This window comes from Pseudomonas sp. IT-P260 (assembly GCF_949768395.1).
In the GTDB taxonomy this organism is placed as follows: Bacteria; Pseudomonadota; Gammaproteobacteria; order Pseudomonadales; family Pseudomonadaceae; genus Aquipseudomonas; species Aquipseudomonas parakoreensis.
This window is the reverse complement of sequence record NZ_CATKPO010000022.1, coordinates 683,890-701,011: the sequence shown is the minus strand read 5'-3', so window position 1 is coordinate 701,011 and position 17,122 is coordinate 683,890. Positions and strand designations below refer to the sequence as shown.

Sequence of the window (17,122 nt, the reverse complement as noted above, 5' to 3'; positions counted from 1 at the left end):
AGATTAAATTCCAAAACCCCTGTCTGCTAACGCAGACAGGGGTTTTGTCGTTTCAGAGAATTCAAAAATCAGGCCGCTTTGCGAGCTGTATTGATCTTCCACGCAACCGATTACTTCTTCCGGAACGGTTTGTCATGGAGTAATCGCACCGCCTCAGCTGAGGCCGTTTGAACGACGCCCTTAAGATCGAGAAAGCCAGCCCCTGAATGATCAGGGGCTGGCTTTTTTATGCACAAGGCTAAGGTTCAGAACTGGTAGCTGACCGTGGCCGCGACGTTGCGCTCTTCGCCCATGTAGCAGAAGCTCAGACTGGCGCAGGAGGCCACGTAAGACTCGTTGGTCAGGTTGTTCGCATTCAATCGAACGTCGACGCCCTTAAAGCCGACCTTGCCCAGGTCATAACCGATCGATGCGTCGAACAACGTGTAAGACGGCACCTTCAGTGTGTTTTCCGCATCCGCCCAGCTGTAACCGACATAACGCACACCACCGCCCAAACGCAAACCATCGAGTGCCGCGCTATCGAACTTGTAGTCGGCCCACAACGATGCCATGTGCCGCGGTGCCTGAGTCGGCGAGTTGCCTTTGTTTTCGATCACGTCGGTCGGCGTGCTCAGGGTACTGACCATCGACTTCGAATACTCGATATCGGTGAAGGTATAGCTACCGAGCACTTTCAGGTTGTCGGTCACCTGCATGTGCGCTTCCAGTTCCAGACCTTGCGAACGCACGGCGCCGACAGCACGGTAGAAATTTTCCTGGGGCAGCTTGGTCGCCAGGTTCTCCTGATCGATATGGAACAGCGAGGCGGTGAACAGATTGTCGGTGCCCGGCGGCTGGTACTTCAGGCCGACTTCCCATTGCGTTCCGTCGGTTGGCGGCAGTGGATTGCCGGCGCTGTCAGCATACGAGTTCGGGTTAAACGACTCGGAATAGCTGATGTACGGCGCCAAACCGTTTTCAAACAGATACAACGCGCCAGCGCGGCCGGTCAGTTTGGTGCGGCGGTCGTTGATTTCGGTGCCCACTGGCCGTCCCGCTTCGGCGATACGGTTCTCATCGGAAGTCTCGACCCAGTCCTGACGGAGGCCGAGTGAGAAGCGCCACTGGTCCATCTCGATCAGGTCTTGCAGGTATACGCCGGTTTGTTCCAGGCGGCGCAGATAACTGGTCTCGCCGTACATGTCGATCGCCGAATTGCCGTAGACCGGGTCGAAGGCATTGATCGGCGCCAAGCCGCCGCTGGTCCAGTCGACCACGGTTTTGCGCCGTTGATAATCTGCGCCCATCAACACGGTGTGCTTGGTGGCACCGGTGAAGAATTCGGCCTGCAGCATGTTGTCGACGATGAACGCATGCAGACGCTCATCGCCGCCGGTGTAATAGCGATTCAGTTCGTTGCTGGTTGGCGTCGTCCAGCCATAGGCGTAGACCTGATCCATGTTCACTTTGGAGTCGAGGTAACGGAAATTCTGCCGCGCCGTGAAGACATCGTTGAAGCGATGTTCGAACTGATAGCCAAAAGACTGCTGATCCCGCGAATACCCATCAACTCCCGGCTCGCCCTCGAAGAAGTGCGGCGAGATGCGGTTGCCGTTGCGCTGATGAATCGTGCCATCCGCCGGCACGCCACCGTGGTAGCCGCCATCCGGATCGTGTTGCAGATACGCCTGCAGCGTCAGCGAAGTGTCTTCAGTGAAATCGATGCTCAGGGTCGGGGCGAGAGCGAAGCGTTTTTCCTTGTTGTGGTCGAATTGCGTGTCGGACTGATCCGTCAAACCGGTCAGACGATAGGCGATGCGCTTGTCGTCATCGATCGGACCGCTGAAGTCAAAACCGACACCACGCTGGCCTTGGGTGCCGACCGTGGCCTGAACCTGATGATAGGCCTCGTACAACGGCTTTTTGCTGGTCAGCGCCACCAGGCCACCGGGCGAACTGCGACCGTACAACACGGACGATGGGCCTTTGAGAATATCCACGCGTTCAAGGAAATACGGATCGACCTGCATGGTGCTGTAGGTGCCGCTGTCGCCCATCGACTTGAGGCCGTCGAGATAGATGTTGTCCACCGAACCGTCGTTGAAACCGCGCATCGCCACGTAATCGTAGCGATGCGTCGCGCCGTAAGGGTTGGTCAGCACGCCGGGGGTATAACGCATCGTCTGGGAGACGGTCTGCGAGCCTTGGTCGTCCATTTGCTCGCGAGTCACCACCGATACGCTTTGTGACGTTTCCAGCAGCGCGGTACTGGTCTTGGTGGCGATCTGGCTGTGGGTGGCGTTGTAGCCCTCCATGCTGCCCAACGCATTTCCGAGAGCGAAGCCTTTGATATCAGTGGCCGGCAGCGCCAATGCATCGCTGTCGCTGACTGAGTGCAGAATGTAGCTGCTGCCATCCTGGCTGACCGCTTCCAGCCCCGAGCCACTCAGCAAATGGCTCAAAGCTTGATCGGTTGAATATTCGCCCTGCACGCCCGGCGACTGCCGCCCCTGCGTTTGCTGGGGTGTCATCGACAAGGTAATACCCGCCTCGCGCGCAAACCGGTTCAGCGCTTCGTCCAACGGGCCGGCGCCAATGTTGTAGCGATGGCTGCTCGCTTCACTGGCATTGGCGGCGAGGCTCAGGGCAGGCAACACTCCGGTGCCCAGAACAGTGGAGAGCAGGGCGGCGCGAACGGCGTGGCGTAACAGGCCTGATTCGGCAGTGAAATGCAGAGGTTTCTTACAGGTGATGCGGACAGTCATTGTCGGTTTCCGTGGCAAGTCGCTAAAGCGGAATGGAAGTGCTTACTGACCAAGCCGGACTTGCCGCAAAAAACCGCCAAAATAATTTCAGGCCACTGCCTCAATCATTACCCACCACCGGGTGCGGTAGCGCAATTGCACCGGCAACGTCTGCGGCAGAATGGCCAACAGCTTGTCGGTGTCCTCCAGGCGGAACACGCCGGACAGGCGCAAATCTGCCACCGCCGGCGCGCACGTCACGAAACCTGGACGATAACGTCCGACCTCGTTGAGAAAGTCGCCCAGGCGCATATTGCGAGTGACGATCAGACCGTCGACCCACGCGCCCGCGTCCATATTTGGTGGCGGCGCCGGGCGTACCTGGTGGTGATCGATCAGGTAGGTCTGCCCGGCGAGTGCCTCAACCGAGGTGCCAGCGCTATGAATGGTCACACGGCCGTGGGTGACGCTCAGACGCGTGCATTCACTTTCCTGACGCAGGATGAAGCGGGCATGGGTCGGCTCATAAACGCCGTGACTACTTTGTACGCGAAGCGCCCGATTGAATGCCGCGCCTTCATCGTTGCCACCGCATGTGACGATGATTTCGCCGCGAGTGAGTTTGATCAGCCGCTGCTGCGCGGTGTAATCCAGATCCACCGCACTGGCGGTGTTCAGCTCGATCCGCGTGCCGTCGGGCAACTGGAACCCGCGACGCTCGCCGGTCGCCGTAGCGTAATCAGCGCGCCACTGCTGCCACACGGAGGTGTCCTTGGCCAGCCATGCCGCGGAGCCCATCAGCACCGCGCCAGACAGCAGCTTCAAGGCTTGTCGCCGGCCCAGTCCTTGCGCACTGTTTTCCAGGGTATTGAACGCGACCTGGGCGCCGGGCACTGCGCCCAGGTTATGGTTCAGTTCAGCCTGCAGCGACTGCACGCGCTGCCAGGCCAATTCATGTTCATGATGTTCGGCGCGCCACGCGTCGCACTGATGACTCAGGCGCGCATTGCCATGGTTGTTGCGCAGCCGCAGCAACCAGTGAATGGCTTGCCTGACCACCTGTTGCGTCGGCTCGGCGTGACGCCCGACTGAGTTGTTATCCACAGGCATCAACTTGCGTACCGCAACACGTAGCAGTGATACAGCGCAGCGGCGACGTAACGTTCGACTGAGCGCAGAGACAAGCCCGTTCGCGCGGCGATCTGCTTGTGGGTCAAGCCTTCGCACTGCGCGAGCAGAAACGCCTGACGCACTTTCGGCCGCAAGCCTTCGAGCATGCGCGCAATGTCCTCAAGCAATTCGATTACCAGCGCGCGGGTTTCGGCGCTTGGGGCTTCGGCTTCGGGCAAGTGGGCGATGGTTTCGAGATAGGCGCGTTCGATTTCTTCACGACGCCAGAGGTCGATCACCAGACCACGGGCGATGGTGCTTAAAAATGCGCGAGGTGCTTTCAGTTCCAGGCGTTCGCTGCGCTGCAGCAGACGGACGAAGGTGTCCTGGGCCAGATCCGCCGCATCCGCGGCATTGCCCAGTCGCGCTCGCAGCCAGGCGTTGAGCCAGCCGTGATGACTCCTGTAAAGCGCCTGCACTGCAAACTCAGGTGAGGACATGAACGCAACAGCCCGAACGTCACAAATGATAATTAGTCGCATTGTCATCAAGGACTACAGAATTTGCAACCGGCGCTGCAAAACAGTCATCAAAAAATGACAGGCGAACGCTCTGGCACGCCGTTCGGCGGGAATCTGGCAGAAATGCCGTGCATTTCCTGCAAAGCGCTAAGTTTTCTCCGAAGCGTGCCGACAGACTGGTGAGACATGCGTGCACCAAAGTAGAGCGGCCGTCAGAACGCCGCCTGCGCTGTACATGGAATGTTGCATCCCGGAACGCATCCCCACTTTTGCATAAGAAGTCCCATGAAATGAATCTCAAGTTCAGCCATAAAATCCTGTTGGCCGCCTCGGGCGTCGTGGTCCTGGCTTTCGCTTTGTTCACCCTCTACAACGACTATCTGCAGCGCAACACCATCGGCCAGAATCTCCAGTCGTCCGTGCAGCAGGCCGGCGATCTGACCGCCAGCAGCGTGCAGAACTGGATGAGCGGGCGAATTCTGGTGCTGGAAAACCTCGCGCAAAACGTTGCCCATCAGGGCAAGAACGCCGACTTCCCGGGGCTGGTCGATCAACCGGCCTTCACCTCGAACTTCCAGTTCACCTACGTCGGTCAAGCCAACGGTGTGTTCACCCAGCGCCCTGACGCGAAGATGCCGGACGGCTACGACCCGCGTCAGCGCCCTTGGTACAAGCAAGCCGTCGCTGCCGACAAAACCATGCTGACGCCGCCGTACATGGCGGCGGTCGGTGGTCTGGTGGTGACCATCGCCATGCCGGTGAAAAACAATGGCGAATTGCTGGGTGTGGTCGGCGGTGACCTGAGCCTGGAAACCCTGGTGAAGATTATCAATTCGGTGGACTTCGGTGGCCTCGGTCACGCATTCCTCGTCAGCGGTGACGGTCAGGTAATCGTCAGCCCGGACAAAGACCAGGTGATGAAGAACCTCAAGGACATCTACCCGAACGCCGGCGTGCGCATCGAGAAGGGCAACCAGAACGTGGTACTCAACGGCCAGGAGCGCATCCTGTCGTTCACCCCGGTCAGCGGCTTGCCGAATGCCGACTGGTACATCGGCTTGTCGATCGATCGTGACAAGGCCTACGCCGCGCTCAGCCAGTTCCGCACTTCGGCGTTGATCGCGATGTTCGTCGCGGTCGCTGCGATTGCGCTGCTGCTGAGCCTGCTGATCAACGTTCTGATGCGTCCGCTGACCACCATGGGTCGTGCGATGCAGGACATCGCCCAGGGCGAAGGCGACCTGACTCGTCGTCTGATCGTGCAAGGCAAGGATGAGTTCGCTGAACTGGGCAGTTCGTTCAACCAGTTCGTCGAGCGCATTCACGCGTCGATTTCCGAAGTGTCGTCGGCCACCCGTCATGTACACGACCTGTCGCAACGGGTGATGGCCTCGTCCAACGCTTCGATCATCGGTTCCGACGAGCAAAGTGCGCGCACCAACAGCGTCGCTGCCGCGATCAATCAACTGGGTGCCGCCACTCAGGAAATCGCCCGCAACGCCGCCGACGCTTCGCAACACGCCAGCGGCGCGAGCGAGCAGGCCGATGACGGTCGTCAGGTGGTCGAACAGACGATTCAGGCGATGACCGAGCTGTCGCAGAAGATCAGCCTGTCGTGCACTCAGATCGAAACCCTCAATGCCAGCACCGACAACATCGGCCACATCCTCGATGTGATCAAAGGCATCTCGCAGCAGACCAATCTGCTGGCACTCAACGCGGCGATTGAAGCGGCCCGTGCCGGTGAAGCCGGACGCGGTTTTGCGGTGGTGGCGGACGAAGTGCGCAACCTCGCGCATCGCACCCAGGAGTCGGCGGAAGAGATCCACAAGATGATCACTTCGTTGCAGGTCGGTTCCCGTGAAGCGGTGACCACCATGAACGCCAGTCAGGCGTCCAGCGAAGAGAGCGTTGAAGTGGCCAATCAGGCGGGCCTGCGCCTGGTCAGCGTGACCCAGCGCATCGGTGAAATCGACGGCATGAATCAGTCGGTGGCCGCTGCAACCGAAGAGCAGACGGCGGTGGTGGAAACCCTCAACGTCGACGTCAACCAGATCAACCTGCTGAACCAGCAGAGCGTCGCCAACCTCAATGAAACGTTGAAGGATTGTGATGCGTTGTCGCAGCAGGCGAATCGGTTGAAGCAGTTGGTCGACAGTTTCAAGATCTGATTGTCAGATTCGAGACCGCGTTATCGTTCTTCGCGAGCAGGCTCGCTCCCACAAATTGACCGCGTTCCTACAGAAGGAATGCGATCAAAATGTGGGAGCGAGCCTGCTCGCGAAGGCGGTCTGACAATCACCGCAAAGCCGAAGCTTTACACAAACAGCTTCAGCACATTCCCCATCGCATCATCGGCAAACCCCTGCACGAAATCCTTGAACCCCGGCAGCGCCTCGGCACCACCGCTGGCCGGTTCGGCAATGATCGTCCAGGTCGCCCGCGACTTGCCCGCCCCCAAAGATTCCACGTTCATCGCCGCCCACAGATTGGCCACACCCAGCGTGTTGTAGATCGTGGTCCAGGTCATGGCGCGCGCCTGCTCATCGCGGGAGTTGAGTTGTTCGACCACCACGTTGCCGTCCTTGAAGAACTTCTTGCGCAGCGAGGACACGCCTTCACCGGTCATTTCGATGTGCGACAGCGCCGGAATAAACCGGTCGAAACCGGCGAAATTGCCGACCACCGCCCAGACCTGCGCCGCATCTGCCGGCACTTCCACCGACGACACAACGTGGCAGCCGTGCGGGTTTTTGATCAAGGTGTCGGGTTGCAGATTGCTCATGGTGTTGCTCCTTTTTGATGAACTAGATGAAGTTGATCTGTTTCAGGTAATCGCAGCCGCGACGCAGCAGCGCCGGGGATTTTTCCGGGTACTGCGCGCCCATTTGTTGCACGCCGGCTTCAGCGTTGGCGTGGCCGATCAGGGAGATGTCGCCGATGTCTTCCTCGAAGCCGTTGAGGTAGAAACCGAGCACGCCGAACAGCGCGTTGTCGGCGTCGACCCGGCCCAGTTGCTGTTGCCAGTCGGCGACACTGACCAGCGAAAATTCGCTGCCGGTTTCGCGGAACGAAGCGACGTAGGCATCCCAACTCAGCGGCTCGGGGTTGTGCAGGTTGAACACCGCTCGCTCGGTCGAATAACGGCTGGCGTGGAAGGCGATGAAACGGGCGAGAAAGTCCACCGGCATCAGGTCGAAATTCAGTGCGAAGGCCGGCACCTGACCGAGTTGGATCGAGCCCTTGAGCATCAGCATCAAACGGTTCTTGTGCGGTTGGCAGACGCCGCTCAGGCTGTTGAAACTGATGTTGCCGGGGCGATACAGGTTGACCCACACGCCACGCTCGCGCGCCCGCTCAAGGATGCGCTCGCCGACCCACTTCGACAGGTTGTAGCCATTGCGGATGTAGATCGGCGGGGTCGGTGCGGCGGGCAGTTCGAGCACGCGGCCTTCGCTATCGACGGTGCTGGAAGCGGACAGCGTCGAGACGAAATTGAAGACCTTTTTGCTGCGCCCTTCACACAGGCGCAGCAGCTCGAAAATCGGCTCGACGTTATCCGCAGCCAGCGACTCGTAATCGAGTACGTGGTTGACGTTAGCGGCGTTGTGCACCAGTGCGCCGAACTCGCGATCCAGGCGCTGATAATCGGTGTCGGCCAGGCCCAGTTGCGGACGGCTGATGTCTGCCGAGTAGATCCGCACCCGGCTCAGGTCCAGATGCTCCAGGCGGTTCTCGCGCAACGCCTGGGCAAAGCGCTGCGCCGCCGTTTGTCCGCCACCGTCACGCACCAGACACGCCACCTCGCTGGCGCCCCAGCCGAGCAGCGCTTCGACAATGTGTACGCCGACAAAACTGTTGGCGCCGGTGACGATCACCTTGTGCACATCGCCCAGGCGACTGATCGGCAACGGCTCGATGTTCAGCGGGCGTTCGGCGTCGGCCATGGCCTGGGCGCTGAGCACCGCGCTGTCATCGGTCCCGCGCACCAGCGTTGCGAGCTTGATGATGGTCGGCAATTCGATGAAGCGGTTGATCGAGATGCTGCGCCCGAACTCCTCACGCAAACGCAGCAACATGCGCGACAGCAGGATCGAATGCCCACCGAGGTTGAAGAAACTTTCGTCGGTGGAAATATCGCTGGTGGGCAGTTCCAGCAGTTCCGCCCAGATCTCCAGCAGCAGCGCTTCGTCGGCATTTGCCGGCAGGCATTTCGGGCCGCTGTCCTGCACGCTCACCGGCAGTTCCAGCAACGCCTTGCGGTCGACCTTGCCGTTGCTGGCGAATGGCATGTGCGGCAGTTCAGTCCACGCCACCGGTTGCATGTAGTCCGGCAAAAACTGCTGGGCATGCGCCTTCAACAGATCGCGTGCAGCGTCCGACTGCGGCTGCGCAAGGAACGCCAGAATCCGCCGCTGACTGTCGATCACCACCGCCACCTGACGGTACAACTGGCTCTCGCGCAGGCAGCGTTCGATCTCCTCCGGCTCGACCCGGAAACCACGGATTTTCACCTGATTGTCGCGCCGTCCGCACAGCTCGATACCGTGTTCGCCCCACTTGGCCATGTCGCCACTGCGGTAGGCGCGCAAGCTCTCACCGTGCGGCAGTTGCAGGGTCAGGTAGCGCTCGGCGGTCTGCTGTGGGTTGTTCAAGTAACCGAGGCAGACGCCGGGACCGACGATGAACAATTCGCCGACGTTGTTCTCCATCACCGGTTGCAGGTCGTCATCGAGAATCAGCACCTGACTGTTGGCAATCGGCGCGCCGAGGGTGCGGTTGCTGTCACCCGGTTGCAGTTGCCGGGCGGTGATCAGCACCGTGGCTTCGGTGGGGCCGTAGAGGTTATGCAACTTGCCCTGACGGGTCAGTTGCTCGATGACGAAGGGCTCGCAGACGTCGCCGCCGGTCATGACCTCGACGCCTTGCAGTTGCTCCAGCGGCAGGATGCTCAGCAGCGCCGGCGGCAGGAACGCGTGGGTCAGTTGCCGGCGGCGGATCAGCGCCACCAGTTGCAGCGGATCGCGGCGCTGGGTGTCATCCGGCACCACCAGTTCGGCGCCTTGCAGCAGGCTCGGGAAGATATCGATCAGCGAAGAATCGAAGCTCAGCGAAGAGAACTGCAAGACCCGACTTTCAGCGCGCAACTGCACGTAATCGGCGTACCACGCGGTGAAGTGCGCGAGGTTCGCCTGGCTCAGCAGCACGCCCTTCGGATGGCCGGTGGTGCCCGAGGTATAGAGCGCCATGCACGGCCCTTCAAGCGTCGGCCGCTGACGCATCAACGGTTGGCTGGGATCCGCATCCGCGCTGTCGATACAGCTGACATCCAGACCGGGCATTGACTCACTGAGCGGGTGCTCGCCGTCGTGCAGCAACAACACCGCGCCGGCGTTCTGCAGGATGTATTGCTGGCGCTGCAACGGATGGCTCGGCTCCAGCGGCAGGTACACCGCGCCACTGCCGAGCACCGCCAGAATCGAGGCAAACAGCGCTGGGCTTTTCGGCTGACAGATACCTACGATCCACGGCTGCGGATGTTGCTCGAGCAATGGCAGCAGGCGTTGCTGGATCGCACAGCTGTGGGCGTGTAACTGGCGATAGCTGAGCGACTGCTCGGCCAGGTGCAGCGCCGGTCGCTCGGCGTGTTCGATCAGGCTGCGTTGCAGACGCTCGATCAACGGGATCTGCGCCTGCGTAAGCAGCATCGGGTTGGCCGTGTCGTTGAGACGATGGACGTAGGCCAGGCTGTCGAGAAACCGCAGGTCTTCCACCTGTTCGAAATCCGCTGCCGTGGCGGGCATCACCTGCTGGAAATACTCGGCATCGCGGGAGAAACGGCTGACCAGCAGCGCAACTTCGTCGACCACCTGCGTCAGCACCCGCTGGCGCAGTGCCTGCCCGTTGCCGGACGGCTCATCGCCAATCGGCACACGGCTGATCAGAGACGAACCAAGGAAGCACAGCAGGTCGAGCGTCGGTAAACCGCCAAGGCTCTGCGCAGCGATACCCAGGCGCAGGTGCAAGTGCGGGATGGCGCAGAAATCGCCGGCGCCGATGAAGCCATCGTCGATGATCAGATCCACCGGCGATTGCGCCGCGCCGCTGCGCAGCAAGGAGTGACCGTGTTGTTCGAGTTCCTGCGCCAGGTCGGTCATGGCCTGGCTGGCGCCAATCAGCAAAATGTCGAGACGTCTCATGTCAGCCTCCTCATCAAACCAGATAGTCGCGCAGGGCGTGCTGCACGCAGGGCGTGTCGAGCAGCGAGCTGCTGTGGAAAAAACGCACGATGTTGCCCACCAGCGGATGATGGCGATTGATCGGGAAGGCCAGGCCGGCCATCTCGTCCTTGAGGGAACGGCGCACGGCATCGCTGACCGGCAAGGCGTCGATCAGGCGCAGATCGAAGGACTTTTGAATGTCGTTGGTCAGGTAATGGCTGATGAACACCGGCAGGATCTGCGCGATGGTTTCCCGGTCGGCGTCACTGGCGGTGTGCCAATAGATGCGCACCATGCGCGCCCAGAAACTGGAGTGCCGGCCCTCGTCGAGCAAGTGATCGGCCATCAGGCCTTTGATCGACGGCTTGACCGTATCGTCCCGGGCGAACGCTGCGACATCGCCGGTAACGGTGTTTTCGGCGATCGCCACGCAGATCAGTTCCACTGCGCTGCGCAGGTGCTCGGGCGCCAGTGCCACGGCGGCAGGAATTGCCCGGCTCAGTTCGATTTCAGTGGGCAGTTCGATCGGCTCAATGCCGGTCATGGCCACGGTCTGTTGCATGAAGTCCATCGCCACCAGCGCGTGGTAATCCTCGTCCACCACCACGGTCATGGCGTCGTAGCGACAGGCGAACGGGAAGGCCACGGCAAAGCGATTCTTGGCGATACTGCGCGCGGTCTTGTCGACGATCTCGGTCTCGAAAATCACCACGTCGTTGATGAACTTGTACAGCGTCTGCACCAGGGCAAAATCCCGTTGTTGCGGGCACTCGCGCAGGAAGGTTTCGCTGAGCACCAGGGGCTGGCGGCTCAACGGATAGATCAGGCGCTCATCGTCTTCCAGTACGCGCCGTGGCCGGGTGCGGATGGTGGCGCGGCTTTCCCAGGCGTCGGCGAAGGATTGGTAATCGGCGGCGTTCATTGGGCCACCTCCGCCAACGGTTCGCGCATGCTCAGACGCAGGCCGTCCCACAAGGCGATGCGGCTTTCCACCGCCGCGATGGCGCTGGCGTAGACCTCGGCTTCGCGTTGCGGATCGCCATCGACCAGACGCTCAAGCAGTTGCTCCGCCGCCGGACCGTGATCTTCGGAATCGACCTCGATGTGGCGCTCCAGGTAATAGCGAAAGGTTGGCGCCTGTTCGATACCGATCCCCCAGTCATCGAGGATGCGCTGGAACATGGTCGGGATGACGCTCTCGCGACCATGCAGGAACGCGGCAGCGACGCTGTGGCCAGGCGCATGCAGCGCGGTGTTCAGCGTCTCGCGAACAAAGTTTGCTGCTGCCGGATCCACTTCCACGCTTTGCAGGGCGACGTCGTAACTCACACCTTCCTGTTGCAGCGCGACAAAGCGTTCGACTGCCGTGGTATTCGCACCGACTTCGCGCATCGCGTCCAGATACAGCTCGAAATGGCTGTAATGGCCGTGAGCGGGACGGTCGTCGGACTCTTCGCCCAGCACGATCTCGTTGATCAGCCGCGCAGCATGCGGATCACGCGGCGGCAGCCAGGGCAGACGGGTGCAGGTCAGTTCCTGTTGCAGACGCTTGGTCAGCGACATGAAATCCCAGACGGCGAAGACGTGGGATTCCATGAACCGGCGCAGTACCGATAACGAATCGATTTCAGTAAAGATCGGATGAACGCTCAATTGGGCTTTTATCAGGGCGAGTTGTTCTTTAGTTGGCATCATGGCTAACCTCGGTGTTATTGGAATAGAGAAAGTTGCTCGTTCGGTGCGTCAACGCGGACTGGCTGTTTCTTAAACTTTTATAGTGGCGAGCGCTGGCCTCATTCAGATAAATGAAAGTGTGCAAAGTGCATGGGAGGCTCTGGGCTATGCCTGGGCGACTATTTGCCAAGGCTGTCAGCTGACTGCGGAGCCGTGCCGTGTTTGCGGGGTTTAACCTGCTCGGCGAGGAAAAACTAATACATCATCAAATAACTTAACAAGTTTATTTTTAATTATTTTAAGTTTGCTGTTTTTTAAGTACGAGACGATCCGGTAAAACTTATTGATTAGGTTTTACTTGGGCGTAGTTGCTCCTTTCGGCGAACAGTGGCCAAAATTTAAGACAAGAGTGAATGCCTCACTCAGAGCAACTTTTCGATACAAGGGTTGAAGTTATGTATAGGGGTGAAAGTTGGCCGGGAACGGCGCCGTAACTTCCTTTTATCCCGTGGCAAGGCTCCTTCCGTAGGTTCCTGGTGCGAGGACTGCGCCGGCGGTGCGGTGCGTCCCCGTTCTTCATGGGTTGGCTGTTCAAGAGTGCGGGTAAATTGGCGGGACGGCTATGACCGATTCGTCCGCGGCGAGCTGCAATACCGGACTTATGGGGGCGCTGGGAGGTTAGAGCGAACAGGCGAATCCGCCACCGGGTTTGCGGCAGACCGTAGAGAGGATTTGTAAGCGGGTTATTCGCCGGTCAGCTGCAAGGGCCTGAAACCGGCGTAGAGGGGATCAGCGAACGGCCTTGCGGTGTTGTCCGGCAGGGCTGGCGAGGTAACGGGTGATCACCTCGACGCCACGGTTGAGGTGTTGTGTGAGCAGCTTCACCGACAGTTCGACATCGCGTTCGATTACGGCCTGGAGCATCGCGCGGTGATCTTCCTGGGACAGTTTGCCCAGGCCCATGGCTTCAAGGTTGAAACGCAGAAAGCGCTCTTCTTCATTCAGGCCGCCTTCGACCAGTCGCAGCAACCGCTGATTCGGCGCCTTGCTGTACAAAGCCATGTGGAACAGGCGATTGAGCCGACCGATTTCGCTGTAGTCGTGCTGGGTCTCAAGTGCTTCGATAAAACTGGCGGCAAGCGCGTGATCGGTGCTGGTCAGCAGCGGAACCGACTGGCGCATGGCTTCGGATTCGAGCAGGATTCGCAACTCGTAGGTTTCGGTAGCGTCGCCCTGAATCAGCGGGGCAACCACAGCGCCTTTGTGGGTCGTGACGCTCAGCAGCTCCTGGGCCTCCAGCTGACGCAGAGCCTCGCGCACCGGCATGCGGCTGACCCCGAACAGGTCAGCCAGATCCTGCTGACGCAGGGCGGTGCCGCACGGTAAACGACCGTCAAGGATCGCCGAGCGCAAGGTCTCCTCGATGATCGAACGGGCAAGATGTGCAGGAATCGGCCCATCGACTTTGATGCTGTGCAGCGGTTTGGGCTTCTGTGTCACAACTACTCACCCTGAATGAAGACGGAATTTGGATCCAAAGACACTAGTGATTGCTCTACAGGTTGTCAAACCACGTAAAGGATTGCTGTCCTGAGTAAAGTTTAGCGCGCTGGCGATGATCTCATGGTGCCATTGTTTTTTGCCGGGCTAAGCTTCACCATCAAACGCTTTCCTTCCTGTCCCCTTGGAAACCTGCTGTGGCGGTACGTTTCGCGATCCCTCGGACTTTGCGCTGGCTAGGCTGCGCACTGCTGCTGGCCGGCGTCATGCTGGGCGGTCTGCATGCCGATTGGGATTTTTCCGCGATCAGCCGCAAAGCCACGGCGCTGTACGGGCCGCTGGGCGCCGGGCAGCAGCGGATCGATGCCTGGCAGAACCTGCTGGCCACGCAGAAACAGGTCAGCGAGATGGACAAGCTCAAAGTGGTGAACCTGTTTTTCAACAAACAGGTGCGCTATGTAGAGGACATCGATCTGTGGGGCCAGGTCGATTATTGGGAGACACCGATCGAAGCGCTGTGGAAAGGCGCCGGCGATTGCGAAGACTACGCGATCGCCAAGTATTTCAGCCTGCGCCATCTCGGGGTTTCCAGTGACAAGCTGCGCATCACCTACGTCAAGGCACTGCGCCAGAATCGCGCGCACATGGTGCTGACTTACTACGCCACCCCCGATGCCATGCCGCTGGTACTCGACAGCCTGATCGATCCGATTCAGCCTGCGTCCCAGCGAACCGATTTGTTGCCGGTCTACTCTTTCAATGCCGAAGGTCTGTACCTGCCGGGAGCCAAGGGCAACAAAAAGGTCGGTGACACCAAACGCCTGTCGCGCTGGCAGGATGTGCTGAAGAAAATGCAGGCCGAAGGTTTTCCGGTCGAAACGACTAACTAGGAGCACGCGCTCAGATGTCTTTGTTCAAACAGCTGTTGATCGCTATCTGTCTGTTCCTGGTGGTCGCCTTCACCGGCAGCTTCATGGTCAGTCTGGAGAGCTCGCGCACCCAGTACGTCAACCAGCTGCGCTCCCATGCCCAGGACGCTGCCACGGCGCTGGCGTTGTCGCTGACGCCGAATATCGACGACCCGGCGATGGTCGAGTTGTTGGTCAGCTCGATTTTCGACAGCGGTTATTACGCGAGCATCCGTGTGGTCGACCTCAAGACCGACCAGACCATCGTCGAGCGCAGCGGGATTCCGGCGGTGAGCAATGTGCCTGACTGGTTCGTCAAACTGATCGGCCTGGAGCCGGCCGGTGGCGACGCGCTGGTCAGCCGTGGCTGGGAGCAGGCGGCGCGGGTCGAGGTGGTCAGCCACCCGATGTTTGCCGTGGCCAAGCTGTGGCAGAGCGCGTTGGGCAGCCTCGGCTGGCTGTTGCTGTGCGGCGCGGTCAGTGCGGTGCTCGGTGCGTTGCTGCTGCGCCGGCAATTGCGCCCACTGGATTACATGGTCAAACAATCCCACGCCATCGCCCGTCGCGAGTTCCTCAGCCTGCCGGAGCTGCCGCGCACCCCGGAACTGCGGCGCGTGGTGCAGGCGATGAACCAGATGGTCGAGAAGCTCAAGGCGTTGTTCCAGGAACAGGCCGAGCGCAGTGAAAAACTGCGCGCCGAGTCTTATCAGGACAACCTCACGGGGCTGGCCAACCGGCGCTATTTCGAGATGCAACTGCACAATCGGGTGAGCAACCCGGAGCAGGCCAGTTCCGGTTATCTGCTGCTGTTGCGGGTCAAGGATCTGGCCGGGCTCAACCAGCGCCTGGGCGGTCAGCGCACGGATGAATTGTTGAAAGCCGTCGGTGAGCAATTGTCCCGCGAATGCGCCAAATACCCGGAAACCCAGAACCTCGTGACGCGCATCCGCGGCGGTGAGTTCGCCGTGCTGGCGCCAGGGCTGGTGCGTGAAGAGGCGCTGCAACTGGCGCAGAATCTCGACAGCGCATTGAGCAGCCTGCATGCCACTGGCGCCACCGATGTGCCGGCCGTGGCCTCCATCGGCCTCGCCCCGTTTGCCCACGGCGATTCACCGCAAGCGGTACTGACACTGGGTGATCAGGCGCTGGCGCAGGCCGAGGGGCAGGGCGAGCAGAACTGGGCGTGCATCGATCAGAGCCTGGTGGCCGAAGTCGGTGACGATCACCATGCCTGGCATCGATTGCTTGATCAGGCGCTGAATCAGCAGCGCTTCGAGTTGTACTTCCAACCGGTGGTGGCTGCGCAGGACACGCAACTGGTGCTGCATTACAAAGTGCTTTCGCGCTTGCTGGATGAACAGGGCCAGACCATCCCGGCCGGGCGTTTCCTGCCGTGGCTCGAGCGTTTTGGCTGGACCGCGCGACTGGACCGTCTGATGCTCGAGCGCGTGCTGGAGCAAATGAAGGCGCATGAAGATTCGCTGGCGCTGAACCTGTCCTCGGCAACCCTGGCCGATCCACAGGCATTGAACAAAGTGTTCGAGATTCTGCGCGCGCACTCCGACCTCGGCGAGCGTCTGACGCTGGAGATCGGTGAGGAGCAACTGCCGGAGCAGGCGGTGCTGGAGCAGTTGACCCGGCGTCTGCGTGAGCTCGGTTTCTCCCTGAGCCTGCAGCGCTTTGGTGGACGCTTCAGCATGATCGGCAACCTGGCGCGACTGGGGCTGGCGTATCTGAAGATCGATGGCAGCTATATTCGTGCGATCGATCAGGAAAGTGACAAGCGTCTGTTCATCGAAGCCATCCAGCGGGCGGCGCACAGCATTGATCTGCCGCTGATTGCCGAGCGCGTCGAGACCGAAGGGGAATTGTCGGTGATTCGCGAGATGGGCTTGTATGGGGTGCAGGGGCAGTTGTTTGGTGAGCCCAAGCCCTGGAATTAAACTTTTAGTGCGGCGGCGTCATTGATGCCGTCTTCGCGAGCAGGCTCGCTCCCACATTTGATATGCATTCCAATGTGGGAGCGAGCCTGCTCGCGAAGGGGACTGCCAGGTCACTGAAGATCGCGGATCAGATCAGCCCGCCTTCATCTTCATCGATCAACTGGCTCAACCCGCCCAACGCTTCCCGTGCCTGGGTCCGGTCCATCAGTTTGGCCTGCGCCGCCGGGGGCAGGTCGGTGACGCGGATCACGCCCTTCTGGGTCAGCACCTGAATCAGGTCGTCGAGTACCCGAATCATTTCAAAGTCGCTCTGCTTGAGCTGTTTGAGGCTGTTTTCCACGGCTGCGTTGGCGAACCAGGCCTGGATGTCATGGTGGTCGGCCGGCAGCGTTTCCGTGGCCTCGGCGTAGGCCGCCGCTTCCACGCGAATCAACTGACCCTGCGCATCGCGTTGCACGTAAAACATTGAGCATCCCTCAGAAAGAACCAGCGTCATGCTGTCAGCAGCATAGGCTAACT

12 protein-coding genes are annotated in these 17,122 nt (G+C 60.2%); 3 read left to right on the top strand and 9 right to left on the bottom strand.

What is annotated here, in order from left to right; genetic code table 11:
- Positions 1 to 245 precede the first annotated feature (245 nt).
- The 3 genes from ACM6HV_RS13935 to ACM6HV_RS13925 form a co-directional block, all read right to left on the bottom strand.
- Positions 246 to 2,747, bottom strand: coding sequence for a TonB-dependent siderophore receptor (locus ACM6HV_RS13935; RefSeq protein ID WP_414904468.1), 2,502 nt, complete (start codon positions 2,745 to 2,747; stop codon positions 246 to 248).
- Between the two features lie 87 nt (positions 2,748 to 2,834).
- A complete protein-coding gene (locus tag ACM6HV_RS13930; RefSeq protein WP_414904467.1) occupies positions 2,835 to 3,836 on the bottom strand; it encodes a FecR domain-containing protein in 1,002 nt (333 codons plus the stop codon).
- Positions 3,836 to 4,336 carry a sigma-70 family RNA polymerase sigma factor gene (locus ACM6HV_RS13925; protein WP_414904466.1) on the bottom strand — a complete coding sequence of 167 codons (501 nt, stop codon included), beginning with the start codon at positions 4,334 to 4,336 and terminating at the stop codon, positions 3,836 to 3,838. The genes ACM6HV_RS13930 and ACM6HV_RS13925 overlap by 1 nt, the downstream gene beginning before the upstream one ends.
- 311 nt (positions 4,337 to 4,647) lie before the next feature.
- On the opposite strand from ACM6HV_RS13925, the gene ACM6HV_RS13920 reads away from it, so the two are divergent.
- Complete coding sequence (locus ACM6HV_RS13920) at positions 4,648 to 6,528, top strand: methyl-accepting chemotaxis protein (protein ID WP_145595668.1); 1,881 nt, start codon at positions 4,648 to 4,650, stop codon at positions 6,526 to 6,528.
- A gap of 146 nt (positions 6,529 to 6,674) precedes the next feature.
- Here ACM6HV_RS13920 and ACM6HV_RS13915 read toward each other — a convergent pair whose 3' ends face one another.
- The 5 genes from ACM6HV_RS13915 to ACM6HV_RS13895 all read right to left on the bottom strand — a co-directional run bounded on the left by ACM6HV_RS13915 (position 6,675) and on the right by ACM6HV_RS13895 (position 13,752).
- The gene (locus tag ACM6HV_RS13915; protein ID WP_041070893.1) at positions 6,675 to 7,142 is read right to left on the bottom strand and encodes an SRPBCC family protein; all 468 of its coding nucleotides are present in this window, start codon (positions 7,140 to 7,142) and stop codon (positions 6,675 to 6,677) included.
- Positions 7,143 to 7,164: 22 nt separating this feature from the next.
- Positions 7,165 to 10,557, bottom strand: coding sequence for an amino acid adenylation domain-containing protein (locus ACM6HV_RS13910; protein WP_414904465.1), 3,393 nt, complete (start codon positions 10,555 to 10,557; stop codon positions 7,165 to 7,167).
- Between the two features lie 13 nt (positions 10,558 to 10,570).
- Positions 10,571 to 11,500, bottom strand: coding sequence for a diiron oxygenase (locus ACM6HV_RS13905; RefSeq protein ID WP_414904464.1), 930 nt, complete (start codon positions 11,498 to 11,500; stop codon positions 10,571 to 10,573).
- On the bottom strand, positions 11,497 to 12,273 hold the full coding sequence (locus tag ACM6HV_RS13900) for a DUF3050 domain-containing protein (RefSeq protein WP_414904463.1): 777 nt from the start codon (positions 12,271 to 12,273) through the stop codon (positions 11,497 to 11,499). The genes ACM6HV_RS13905 and ACM6HV_RS13900 overlap by 4 nt, the downstream gene beginning before the upstream one ends.
- A 768-nt stretch (positions 12,274 to 13,041) precedes the next feature.
- The gene (locus ACM6HV_RS13895; RefSeq protein WP_108181296.1) at positions 13,042 to 13,752 is read right to left on the bottom strand and encodes a GntR family transcriptional regulator; all 711 of its coding nucleotides are present in this window, start codon (positions 13,750 to 13,752) and stop codon (positions 13,042 to 13,044) included.
- Positions 13,753 to 13,949: 197 nt separating this feature from the next.
- Between ACM6HV_RS13895 and lapG the strand changes: the two genes are divergently transcribed.
- Both lapG and lapD read left to right on the top strand, forming a co-directional pair.
- Positions 13,950 to 14,642, top strand: a complete 693-nt coding sequence (gene lapG, locus ACM6HV_RS13890; protein WP_145595671.1) for a cysteine protease LapG — start codon at positions 13,950 to 13,952, stop codon at positions 14,640 to 14,642.
- 14 nt (positions 14,643 to 14,656) lie between these two features.
- Positions 14,657 to 16,603: a cyclic di-GMP receptor LapD gene (gene lapD / locus ACM6HV_RS13885; RefSeq protein WP_239778488.1), complete on the top strand. Its 1,947-nt coding sequence runs from the start codon at positions 14,657 to 14,659 to the stop codon at positions 16,601 to 16,603.
- Positions 16,604 to 16,730: 127 nt separating this feature from the next.
- Here the strand turns inward: lapD and ACM6HV_RS13880 are convergent, their stop codons facing one another.
- On the bottom strand, positions 16,731 to 17,069 hold the full coding sequence (locus ACM6HV_RS13880; RefSeq protein WP_041070910.1) for a hypothetical protein: 339 nt from the start codon (positions 17,067 to 17,069) through the stop codon (positions 16,731 to 16,733).
- Positions 17,070 to 17,122: the final 53 nt, after the last annotated feature.

Excerpts from the sequence above, each read along its gene's own strand:
- ACM6HV_RS13935 (WP_414904468.1), bottom strand. The coding sequence starts at position 2,747 with ATGACTGTCCGCATCACCTGTAAGAAACCTCTGCATTTCACTGCCGAA.
- ACM6HV_RS13900 (WP_414904463.1), bottom strand. The coding sequence starts at position 12,273 with ATGATGCCAACTAAAGAACAACTCGCCCTGATAAAAGCCCAATTGAGC.
- ACM6HV_RS13915 (WP_041070893.1), bottom strand. The coding sequence starts at position 7,142 with ATGAGCAATCTGCAACCCGACACCTTGATCAAAAACCCGCACGGCTGC.
- ACM6HV_RS13910 (WP_414904465.1), bottom strand. The coding sequence starts at position 10,557 with ATGAGACGTCTCGACATTTTGCTGATTGGCGCCAGCCAGGCCATGACC.
- ACM6HV_RS13880 (WP_041070910.1), bottom strand. The coding sequence starts at position 17,069 with ATGTTTTACGTGCAACGCGATGCGCAGGGTCAGTTGATTCGCGTGGAA.
- ACM6HV_RS13925 (WP_414904466.1), bottom strand. The coding sequence starts at position 4,336 with ATGTCCTCACCTGAGTTTGCAGTGCAGGCGCTTTACAGGAGTCATCAC.
- ACM6HV_RS13930 (WP_414904467.1), bottom strand. The coding sequence starts at position 3,836 with ATGCCTGTGGATAACAACTCAGTCGGGCGTCACGCCGAGCCGACGCAA.
- ACM6HV_RS13905 (WP_414904464.1), bottom strand. The coding sequence starts at position 11,500 with ATGAACGCCGCCGATTACCAATCCTTCGCCGACGCCTGGGAAAGCCGC.
- lapD (WP_239778488.1), top strand. The coding sequence starts at position 14,657 with ATGTCTTTGTTCAAACAGCTGTTGATCGCTATCTGTCTGTTCCTGGTG.
- ACM6HV_RS13920 (WP_145595668.1), top strand. The coding sequence starts at position 4,648 with ATGAATCTCAAGTTCAGCCATAAAATCCTGTTGGCCGCCTCGGGCGTC.